7 protein-coding genes are annotated in these 10920 nt (G+C 55.1%); 2 read left to right on the top strand and 5 right to left on the bottom strand.

Translation table 11 applies throughout. The features are described 5' to 3' along the window. Positions 1-97: 97 nt before the first annotated feature. The 4 genes from VI25_RS16835 to VI25_RS16850 form a co-directional block, all read right to left on the bottom strand. Positions 98-1963, bottom strand: coding sequence for a M1 family metallopeptidase (locus VI25_RS16835; RefSeq protein ID WP_055562678.1), 1866 nt, complete (start codon positions 1961-1963; stop codon positions 98-100). A 78-nt stretch (positions 1964-2041) separates the two neighbouring features. Further along, the gene (locus VI25_RS16840; protein WP_055562679.1) at positions 2042-2986 is read right to left on the bottom strand and encodes a metallophosphoesterase; all 945 of its coding nucleotides are present in this window, start codon (positions 2984-2986) and stop codon (positions 2042-2044) included. A 79-nt stretch (positions 2987-3065) separates the two neighbouring features. After that, positions 3066-4178, bottom strand: coding sequence for a Smr/MutS family protein (locus VI25_RS16845; RefSeq protein ID WP_045690023.1), 1113 nt, complete (start codon positions 4176-4178; stop codon positions 3066-3068). Between the two features lie 248 nt (positions 4179-4426). After that, positions 4427-5347: a DUF2279 domain-containing protein gene (locus VI25_RS16850; RefSeq protein ID WP_045690024.1), complete on the bottom strand. Its 921-nt coding sequence runs from the start codon at positions 5345-5347 to the stop codon at positions 4427-4429. 290 nt (positions 5348-5637) lie between these two features. Between VI25_RS16850 and VI25_RS16855 the strand changes: the two genes are divergently transcribed. Then, positions 5638-8463, top strand: coding sequence for an alpha-amylase family glycosyl hydrolase (locus VI25_RS16855; RefSeq protein ID WP_052695499.1), 2826 nt, complete (start codon positions 5638-5640; stop codon positions 8461-8463). 106 nt (positions 8464-8569) lie between these two features. On the opposite strand, the gene VI25_RS16860 is transcribed toward VI25_RS16855, so the two are convergent. Beyond that, positions 8570-9415, bottom strand: a complete 846-nt coding sequence (locus VI25_RS16860) for an N-acetylglucosamine kinase (RefSeq protein ID WP_045687151.1) — start codon at positions 9413-9415, stop codon at positions 8570-8572. A 328-nt stretch (positions 9416-9743) separates the two neighbouring features. Between VI25_RS16860 and VI25_RS16865 the strand changes: the two genes are divergently transcribed. After that, positions 9744-10814 (top strand): T9SS type A sorting domain-containing protein, encoded by a 1071-nt coding sequence (locus tag VI25_RS16865; protein ID WP_045687152.1) that lies wholly within the window; start codon positions 9744-9746, stop codon positions 10812-10814. Positions 10815-10920: the final 106 nt, after the last annotated feature.

Below are 10920 nucleotides of genomic sequence, written 5' to 3' on the forward strand. Positions count from 1 at the left end.
TAACACGTGTTGATCTTTATCAGTCTCACATGGGTACTCCGCATACCAACACTGAGCGTTAGCTATTCTCCTGAATGATGGGAGCGCACCGCTGCGGCTACTTCGCCTCCCACACGTTGTCTTTGGGGTAGCTGTCGGGTACGAGGGTAGCACCGAGCTTCACTTGCTTTACGGCTTTGGTAGTAGCTATGGGCACCGTAACGGTGTGGGCCCCAGATTCCCAAACGGCAATAGTGCGGTGCAGTTTCTCCGTGGAGTTGTCGGCGAAGGTTACCGTCACGTCCACGGGAACGGGTTTGGTACCTTTGGATTCGACTACCACATCGTAGCCAGCGCCGGTTTTCGTGACGGCTTGAATGGCGAGGTCGGGGTAGCCGCTGTCGAAAAACCAGCGCTGCCAGAACCAGTTAAGGTTGCGGCCCGCCCCGGCGTTCATGGAGTTGAAGAAGTCAAAGGGCATGGGGTGCTTACCATTCCAGTTGCGGATGTAGGTATGTAAGGCCTTGGTGAACAGCTCGTCGCCCAGCATATCCTTCACGTAGAGGTAGCCCAGGCCCGGCTTGGGGTAGGAGTTGAGAAAGAAAGCCGTGCCGGTTTGCTGGGTGCTAAGCGTGATAATGGGCAAGTCTGCTTCGGTAGCGGCCGCGGCGGCGTAGGGTGCAATGCCGTAGTCGTCGTCTAGCTTGGGGTCGATGATACCCGAAATCAGCCACTCACCAATAGTCGCCCAGCCTTCATCCATCCAGCCGTACTTGGTTTCGTTGATGCCCATATAAAACGGGAACATCGTGTGAAATATCTCGTGGTCGGTGAGGGTAATGGCATCCTGGCGCGACGAAACGGGGTTGTCGTTCACCATCATGGGATACTCCATCTGGTCGAGACCATCGAAGATCGTCTCGTGGGAGTAGGGAAAGGGCCACTTAGGAAAGGTGTAGGACATAGCTTCCACCGTTTTGCGGGCGAACTGAATCACTTCCTCGTAGTCCTTGTGCTTGGTGTTGTACACGGCATCTACGCGAGTGCGGCGCTTGGTGGCCGGGTCTACTACCAGGCTGCTGGCTTGCCACACGTAGTGGTCAGTAGTAGCAAATACAAAGTCGGTTACGTTCTTGGCTTCGAAGTGCCAAGTGTTTTGGGGGCTTGAAGCGGTAATATCGTGGCGGGTAAGGTCTTCCTCGGTGATGATGCTGGTGATGCCGTCCTTTTTCTCCGCATCCTGCAAGCGCTTAGCGTATTTTTTTGTGAGGACTTTGCTGGCATTGGTCAGGTCGCCGGTGGCCCACACCACAAAGTCCTTGGGCACGGTAATGTCGGCCGAGAAGTTGGCGAAGTCGTTGTAGAACTCCTGGGAGCCGAGGTAGGGGTTGCGGTTCCAGCCGTCAATATCATCGTACACCGCAATGCGCGGAAAGAAGTAGGCCACGAAGTCGGCGTTGGGTTCTACTTCACCGGTGCGGGTGTGCGAGCCTTTGTTGAGAACGTAGGAGTAGGTAGCCGATACCTGGGCGGTTTGCTTGGACCCAATAGCGCGCCGCAGGGGTACCGATAGGTTGGTGGCGTCGGGGCGCAAGGTAGCTACGTCGATATTCTGTCCATTGACGGTTAGCTGCGTAATCTGCACCCCTTCGCTCACGTCTTCCGGGCTAATGGAGGAAGCGCGGGCTGCGCCTTTTTGATACAGGTTGGGATAGAGCTTGAACAGGATCTGCCGCAGCGAATCGGGGCTTTGGTTGTGGTAGGCAATAGCCACGGTGCCCGCCACGCGCCGACTAGCAGGGTCGAAATTTACTTTGAGCGTGTAGTCGGCCGAATTTTGCCAGTAATTAGGGCCGGGCTGGCCCGATTCTGCGCGGGTGCCTTTGGCGTACGTAGCCTGCAAGTTGCGGGGCACCGGCAGGGGCTGCTGGGCTAGGAGGGGTAGGGAAAGGAGGGTAGCGGCGAGTAGCGCGGGAAGTTTCATGCGGCAAAAGTAGTTCTGCCGCAAAGTAACGGATGCGCACCGACGGTTGCCTGAGAGTAGGCCCCGAGACAATATCTGCTACTCTTCTGCAAGCAGGGTACTACCTCCTTGGGCACTTACCAGGCCGGCTGGCGTTAGTTCCGTCTCACCCTGCCAGCGGTAGGCTACCAGCTCGCCACCTTTGGCTACGCTATAATCCAGGCACACGGCGTGCGGGCTCAGCAGTTGGGGCGTGCCCCGGAGCCAGTAGTGGCCGAAGAACACGGGCACCGCATCCTGGTAGTGCCACACGTCGGCTAGCTCATCTACCGCAACCGGCAGCGAATTCAAGGAATCAATGGATTCCAAGTAGTAGTCTTGGTAGGTGCAGATGTGCGGATCGGTCCACCAGCGGGTGCGCATTTTGGTGCGGGGGTTCCCGTCCTTATCGTGAAATTGTACCCCGGTAGGTAAGTGGACTTCCTTGCCCTTAAGCGTTTCTTCAACCGCCACATACTCTGGGGTACCGCGTTCAGCGCACCGCAAAAGAAAGTCAGAGGTGAGCCGGCCAGTGGGCAGTTGGGCTTGCAGAAACGCAATGTGGCGTGGGTCCCAGCAGGCGTGCACCACGCGCAACCCCGGTAGGTCCAGGAAAAGGGGCAGCGTCTTAAACCACTGAATGTAGCCCTGCCATTCCGCCCAGCCTTCCCGACTGCTGAACTCTTCTAAGGTGCGTACGTGCTGGAAGATATTACGCGGAATGTGGGGGCGCAGGTGCCCGCCCGCAGGATGAAGTTCGTGAAAACAGATGGCGTTGTACTCGTGGTTGCCCATTACGGCTAGCGCAGTCCCCGCATCTACCATAGCGCGCACTAGGCACAGTGTTTCCCGAATGTGCGGCCCCCGGTCCACAAAGTCGCCCAGGAAAATGACTTGCCGCGTGGGGTGGCGGTAGATGCCGTGCTGTTCCGCGTAGCCAAGTTTCGTGAGTAGCTGCCGCAGTTCGGTCGCATGACCGTGAATATCACCAATGAGGTCGTACATAAGCCACAATGATAATTGAAAAAGGGACTGTTATCCTGCTAGCCGCAGGATGACAGTCCCTTTTATGAGGCAAGGCTATCTACTTTAGGCGAACCAAAGTAGCACCGTAACCAAACTTTTCCTTCTGCGAATCTTCGAAGAACTTAATGTCGCGGTTGCGGCTAAGCAGCTTGTGCAATTCCTTGCGTAGCGTGCCGTTGCCGGAGCCGTGAATAAAGACGATTTCGTGCATGTTGGTAGCCAAGGCGCGGCTCAGTGCATCCTCAAACGCATCGAGCTGCAGCTTCAGGATGGCCGTGTTGGTGAGGCCTTCCGTGCCGCCTTCGGGGCGTAAGGCTTCCAAGTGCAGGTCTACCTCGTGGGGTGGTGCCACTATGGCTTTGGCGGGTTCCGGGGTAGGAGCAATGGCCGCCGGCTTAGCGGGCGCATTTCCGGTTAGCTGGGCCTTAAGCGTTTCGGCTAGCTTCTCGGGTGCAACCGCTACGGGCGCAGCGGGCTTCTCGTCGAGCTGAAACAGGTAGGCTTCCCGCTGGAGGACGGGCACGTTGGGCTGGCGGCTGGTGTAGAAACTAGCCGCCTTAAACTGTAGGCGCTTGGTTAGCAACTCATAGGCCGCGTTGCCATTGAGCTGGAAGGGTAGGAGCTGTACCACGGGCGCGGCCCACTGATCGAAGTCTTTGAGGTGCCAGTGACCCAGCGCCGGGCTAGCCGACTTGGCCGCCAGCTTCTCGGCCCGCAGCCCCCGGTACTGCCCGTTGCGCTCCTCACCATAAGTAAACAGCACGTCCCGGTCGGTGTGGTTTACGATGTGCAGGGCGAGCAACTCCGGCGACTGGTGCGTAAGAGCCAGGTACAACCCCTTCTGCACCGTTACGGGAGCGTTTTTGGCGGCCGGCACTGGGGCCGGGCCTTCCGTTTTGAGGGGGGCGCTAGGGGCTGCAGGAGCTACTCCGGCCGCTTTGGCCGCCCGGGCAGCCCCTGAGGAAGCAGCTTTCTTCTCGGCTGCCACAGAGGCGGCACTCTGCCCAAAAGCCTTCGTTTCTTCGGCGGCTACTACCACTACCTCGCGGCGCAGCACCGGAATTGTAAAATCATTATCAATGGCTACCTCTACCAATTCGTCGCTAAGCAAGCGGGTAATGATGCCTTCTTCGCGCCCTGTGAGCAGGCGCACTCTATCTCCTACGTTCATATCAAAAGTCAAAAGGGAGGTCAGGTGGAAAGGGATAACAAAAGTAACGGGCAAAACACGCCCGCGGCCGTCGGATATAGTAACTATTCTATCCTGCTTGCTTTATCGCGCCGAAAGAGTCGCGCTAAAGCACTACTGTAGAGGCGAAAACCTATGGTGAAGCAGAATCCTTTAACTAATGAAGCATCGTGGTTACGGCCTGCTGCTGTACAGCAGCAAGGCTTCATCGGGCCGGGTGTGCCGCATGGTTAGTAGTACAACCCGTGAGCTACTAAGCCCCGGCGTTGATTCCATTCCAAAGCGGGCGCCGGCAAATGAAAAATGCTTGCCACGTAGAAAATCCGGCGCAGGAGTTTACTACGCGTAGGAATGCGCCGCAGGTCTACGTCAAAGCTGAGGTAGTACTGGCGGTAGGGGCGAAGGCCCAGCGCCGCGTTGGCGTCCTGATCATTGTACACCATCTGCTGGGCTCCATAGCCCACGGCTGGCTGCAACCAGCGGGGCCAGCGCGAGGTAGCGGGCAGCCACGCCCCTACATCGGCACAAAGCCAGTAAGTCTGGCCATTATAATCTTTAAGGTACTGTTCGCCCAGGCTGCTACCTAGCACGTTGGGGCGCAGCTTGGCGTAGCGGGTGGTATGAAACGAGTACTTGGGCATAAGGCGCACGTCGCCCCAAGCTAGCTGCTGAGCTATCAGGCCGGCTGACCCCAAAAAGTTGGCCGCCAGGTCAGTAGCAGAAGCCCCATACTGCGGGTCGCGCCCATCTAGCAACTCAATGGGGCTTTGCAGGAGAAACCCTACGAAGCCGCCGTACCACGTGGCGCGGCGCTCCGGTACGCCCGCCCAACGGAGCATATCTACCGCCCCCCGGCTTTCGTGGAAGGCGCCCCAAAAGTGACCGACTTTGTCCATCTGTTTCCATTCCGGCAGGTCGTTGAACCAGTGGAGCCGCGTCCGCTCACCCGTGTACCAGCCTTTGCTCAGCAGATACAGCGTGCTGGAGTAGGCTACTACCAACCCGCCCGCCAGCACTGGTAAGCGCCGGCTCAGCAGCAACGTGTCGGCCGTGTTACGTGGTGTTAAGGAGGCTGTTGGCTGGCTAGCTGGCGCTATAGCCGGTACCGGTTCCGTTGGGGGTAGCGCCGGAACTTGGGCCAAGGCAGACACAGACGAAGAACTGAGTGCTATACCCAGTAGTAGCCTTTCACACCGCCTCCGGTACGTAGTAGGGTGAGCCGAGAAAACAAACCGAGTGGAAAGCACTGCCAAGGAGAACGGAACAGAAAATAAAACAGATCAAAGCTACAGAAAATACTATTTGCTGCTTGCTTAGACTGAGAGTGAGTACGTACCTTTAATGCTACCTTGCACAGTATAAGATCAATGGCAAGTTGCTGTAAAGCAATACAGCATTACTTATTCCTTCCCATTTTCCAAATTCCCCAACCCTGTTTCGTATGAAAATACTTCGACTATTACTGAGTTTTATGGCTCTACTGGCTGGAATGCCGGTTGCCTGGGCTCAGGTTGTCACCACGCAGCCAACGTTCTTCCGCGATACGGACGCTGTGACTCTCACCTTTGATGCCTCTCAGGGCAATAGAGCACTAGCCAATTTTACGGGTGATGTGTACGTGCACACGGGCGTTATCACCAACCGAAGCACTACTCCTTCCGACTGGAAGTATGTGAAGTTTACCAATTTCAACGCGCCTGATCCATCCATCAAGCTTACCCGCAGCACTACCAATCCCAACCTGTATACCATCAGCCTTACCCCTAGCGTGCGGGCGTGGTACAACGTACCAGCCGGAGAGCAGATCCTGAAGCTGGCTATGGTATTCCGCAATGCTACGGGTTCCCTTGTGGGCCGAGCTACTGGCGGGGGCGATATTTTTGTAGATGTAGCCCAAGGGTCTCTTACTGCCCGTATCACCTCTCCCGCCGTATCCGGAACGCAGTTTGTAGCGGCTGGTACCGCTATCAGCGTTACGGGGCAGGCTTCCGCTAGTGCCGATCTGAAATTCCTGCTCAATGGTACTCAGGTAGCTCAGCAAGCAGCAGCTACTACGCTCACCAGTACCGTCACTATCAACCAGACGGGGCGCAATGTGCTGCGTTTCACGGCTACTAGCGGCGCTACTACTGCCTCCGACTCGTTGGTGTATGTAGTGCGCCCTGCCGTAACGGTTGCCGCGTTGCCGGCTGGTGCTAAGGATGGGGTCACGTACATAAATGGCGGGACGTCTGTGATTCTGAACTTAACTGCTCCGGGCAAGCAGTTTGTCTATGCCATTGGCGAGTTCAACAACTGGCAGGCCCGCGAAAACGCCTACATGAACCGCACGCCCGACGGCAAAAACTGGTGGGTGCAAATCAATAATCTCACGCCCGGCCAGGAGTATGCCTACCAGTACTTGGTAGATGGCTCGTTGCGCGTAGCTGACCCGTACACGGAAAAAGTGCTGGACCCCGGCAATGACTCCTTCATTCCTGCCATCACCTACCCCAACCTGAAAGCTTATCCTACGGGGCAGACCACGGGTATCGTTTCAGTGCTGCAAACTAACCAAACCGCCTACCAATGGCAGATCAACAACTTCAGCAAGCCTAGCCGCTCCGACTTGGTAATATATGAGTTGCACCTGCGCGACTTCATTGCCCGCCACGACTACCAGACCCTACGTGACACCTTGGCCTACATTCAGCGCCTGGGCATCAACTGCATTGAGCTGATGCCCGTGAACGAGTTCGAGGGCAACGAGTCGTGGGGCTACAACACCTCGTTCCACTTCGCTCCTGATAAGTATTACGGGCCCAAGAATGAACTGAAGCGCTTTATTGACGATGCCCACCGCCGCGGTATTGCTGTGGTTCTCGACATGGTGCTCAACCATGCCTTTGGGCAGAATCCTATGGTGCAGATGTATTTCGATGCGGCGGCGGAAAAACCGGCTGCCAACTCCCCCTGGTTCAATGCCGACGCTACCCACCCCTTCAACGTGGGGTACGACTTCAACCACGAAAGCGCCGACACGCGCTACTACTCCAAGCGTGTAATGGAGCACTGGCTGCGCGAATACCATATAGATGGCTACCGGTTTGACCTGAGCAAAGGCTTTACTCAGCGCAATACGCCCACGAACGTAACAGCCTGGGGTGCTTACGACCAGTCGCGCATCAACATCTGGCAGGATTACTACAGCTACATGGTGAGTGTAGACCCTACAGTATATCCTATCCTTGAGCATTTCGCCGACAACTCAGAGGAGATTGTGCTGTCAAACATGGGCTTTATGCTGTGGGGAAACATGAATCACCAGTACAACCAAGCCACCATGGGCTACAATGACCAGTGGGACTTCAGCGGCGGCTACTACGGAGCACGCACCTGGACCCGGCCCAACCTGGTAACGTACATGGAAAGCCACGATGAAGAACGCCTGATGTTCAAGAACCTGAGCTTTGGTAATGTTTCCGGTTCGTACAGCGTCAAGAACTTGACGACTGCCCTAGCCCGTCAGGAAATGGCGGCGGCTTTCTTCTTCACCGTACCCGGCCCCAAAATGGTGTGGCAGTTTGGTGAGCTAGGGTATGATGTCAGCATCGACGAGAACGGCCGTGTAGGCAATAAGCCCATCCGCTGGAACTATCAGCAAGTAGCCGCCCGCCGCAAGCTCTACGACGTATACCGCTACCTCATTGCCCTCAAGAAAACCGAGCCCGCCTTTGAGAACCCAACCGCCTATACCCAGAACCTATCGGGTGCCGGCAAGACTATTCACCTTACTGGAGCTAACCTCAGCGTCACGGTTGTTGGCAACTTCGATGTGGTACCTACCAGCGTAAACCCAGAGTTTCAGCGTACGGGCAAATGGTATAACTACCTAACTGGCGACAGCATCACCATAGCCAACGCTACGGCTCCTCTTACGCTTCAGCCCGGCGAGTACGCCGTGTATACCTCGCGCAAAATTGCGCAGCCTACCACCGTGCTGGGCTCCAAGCGCCAGCGTGAGGCCGCTATGCAACTGGTAGCTCTGCCTAACCCCGCCGGTACTACCGCCACGCTACGCTATGAACTGACCCAAGCAGCGCCCGTCACGGTTACTATTACGAACATGCTGGGCGCTACCGTCCGTACTATTGCACCGACCGGCCGGCAGGGGGCAGGGAGCCATGAAGTACAGGTGCCGGTGCAGCAACTAGCCAACGGTATTTACATGGTGCGTCTGAGCACTGGCAGCCAGCAGCAAACGGTGCGCCTCTCCGTGCAGCACTAGCAGCCACCCCAATACTTATAAGGCACAAAAAAGCGGCCGATCCACTGGTGGATCGGCCGCTTTTTTGTTCTGATACGCTCGTTCTTAACAGCTTACCTACTATATGCTAGAGGGCTTCTTCGTGGAAAGAAACTAGGTCGTCGATGGGAGAGCGAATGATTTTGCCAACCTCCATATGGTGGTCGCGAGCTACTTGCGAGAGTGCGTCGCGGAAGTTGTAGCCAACCGAACCGATGCAGTTGAAGGTGTAGTCCTGGTAACGGGGGTAGTGGCTTACAATATTCGCGAAGAACGTCTCGAAGCCTTGCAGCACAATTTCGCGGCAGTAGCTGATGTTATTGTGGTCGTACGTGAACTTGGCAAAGCTAGCCAGGAAGCGGTTCGGCAGCGGCTGGTTATACAGGCGGTCCAAAATATCGTCACGCGTGAGGTTGAACTCCTCGCGGAAAATGTCCTGCAGGCCATCTGGTAGCAGGCCGCGCAGATAGTCACGTAGCAGACGCTTGCCAATGAAGGAGCCGCTGCCCTCGTCGCCGAGGAAGTAGCCCAGGGAATCAACGTTATAAGTAATTTTAGTGCCGTCGTACAAACAGGAGTTGGTACCGGTGCCTAAGATAGCCGCAAAGCCAGGCTTGCGCCCCAGCAGTGCCCGTGCCGAGGCCAATAGGTCGTGGTCGACGATAACCTTGGCTTGGGGGAATACTTGCCGCATCGCCTTGGCAATTATTTCCGCTTTTTTGGCGGAAGAAACGCCCGCACCATAGTAGTGGACCTCCGTAACTTCCTCGCGGGGGAGCGTATCCGGTAAGTTCTTCTCCAACGAAGCCTCTACGGCTGGGGTGGTCATAAAATCCGGATTATATCCTTCAGTATTGAAGTATACACGGTTGCCAGTTTTATCGAGCTGGCACCAACTGCTCTTGGTCGAGCCACCGTCGGCAATTAGAATCATAGTCTGTAGGGAAATGGGAAGGAAAGGCGCCTACTATACAACTGACAGGCATTTGTCCAAAGGTCGTACGTTCTGGTCACCTACGCAACGAAAAATACGCTGGTAACTCACAGATAGCATAATTTCGACGCTCTAAAATACAGCTGTATACGCTTGCTGTAGCATCTTTTTCGCCCGTTACAATTGCGGGTATAGGAAAGTAAGTATATAGTATTGATTAGGGCTTTGAAAGGAAGAATAAAATAGTATTTTTAATGACGAGCTATTTAAGTGAGTAATCCCTCATTTATACTAGCCGGTCAATATATTCTTCATACCAATTTGCCTCATGAAAAAACCTTTTACTCTGGTAGCCCTTGGGCTCTTCGCTGCGGCTGTACCCATGCACGCCCAAACTCTTGATGGCCAAGTGCAAGCATCGGAAGGCTATACTCGTCTAAGTCAGTATACTAGCACAGTGCGTGGCTTTGGTGACCACGGCTTGGTGGCGCTTTACGCCAAAACTACGGCCACTAAAGTATACATTGCCCTGACTGGAGCATTAGAGACGAATGGAAACTCCTTCCAGATTTACCTGAATATTCCGGGTAAAACAGGAGTTGCATCTGGTACTGCATTGCCGGTAAGCAGCATTACAGGTACCTCGTTCGAAAAAGCGGCTCCCATTATGGAAATGGAGGTCGATTATGGATTCGGAGTGAAGGGTGGAGCCACTACTTCTGCTAGTAGCATCATTGACTATACTAGCGTAACAGGTGGCAAAGCGGCTGATCAGCAGATTGGTAATCTTCCCATTGCTGGTACGCTTGTGACAGCACCTACTACGCTAACAGGTGGCTTAAATAAAACTCGCATGGCATTTCTGAATGTCAATTTGCTCACGGCGCACACGGGTGCCCAAGGCTGGGAAATTGAACTGGACAAAGCCGACCTCGGCATTGCCGATGGCGCAACGCTGCAACTATTTGCTGCCCAAAATAACGGTGACGGTGGTTACTTCTCCTCTGATGTACTTCCGGAAGTAACCGGCAATACCAGCACAACGAATAGTGGTAATCTGGCAACCAACCCGAATTTTGTCACTCTGGCCGGCACTCAATTTATCACTTATACAGCCACTGTCATGGCTACTCGTGAGGCCGTGGCTAGTGCCCTGAAGTTTGGGGTGTACCCGAACCCTACTGCCGGTGCGGCGCAGGTTAGTTACGTAGTTCCAGGAGGCCAGCAGGAAGTGGCCCTGGAAGTGTTCAATGCACTAGGCCAACGGGTACGTAGCTTGGCAGCTGGCAAGCAGGCTGGTGCACAACTGTATTCGTTCGACAACCTGGCTGCTGGTGCTTATTTCGTGAAACTACGGGTAGGAACACAGTTTACTAGTCAAAAGGTAGTAGTAGAATAGCTATTCGCTTGCATATAAATAGTAAGCGGTAAGCTGGATAATCATCACTTCCTGGATAAAAGAAAAGCTCCGCCTATCTAGGCGGAGCTTTTCTTTTATCCAGGAA

Source organism: Hymenobacter sp. AT01-02, assembly GCF_000961955.2.
In the GTDB taxonomy this organism is placed as follows: domain Bacteria; phylum Bacteroidota; class Bacteroidia; order Cytophagales; family Hymenobacteraceae; genus Hymenobacter; species Hymenobacter mucosus.

Coding starts and splice junctions, on each gene's coding strand:
- VI25_RS16835 (WP_055562678.1), bottom strand. CDS start 1,963: ATGAAACTTCCCGCGCTACTCGCCGCTACCCTCCTTTCCCTACCCCTC.
- VI25_RS16840 (WP_055562679.1), bottom strand. CDS start 2,986: ATGTACGACCTCATTGGTGATATTCACGGTCATGCGACCGAACTGCGG.
- VI25_RS16845 (WP_045690023.1), bottom strand. CDS start 4,178: ATGAACGTAGGAGATAGAGTGCGCCTGCTCACAGGGCGCGAAGAAGGC.
- VI25_RS16855 (WP_052695499.1), top strand. CDS start 5,638: ATGAAAATACTTCGACTATTACTGAGTTTTATGGCTCTACTGGCTGGA.
- VI25_RS16860 (WP_045687151.1), bottom strand. CDS start 9,415: ATGATTCTAATTGCCGACGGTGGCTCGACCAAGAGCAGTTGGTGCCAG.
- VI25_RS16865 (WP_045687152.1), top strand. CDS start 9,744: ATGAAAAAACCTTTTACTCTGGTAGCCCTTGGGCTCTTCGCTGCGGCT.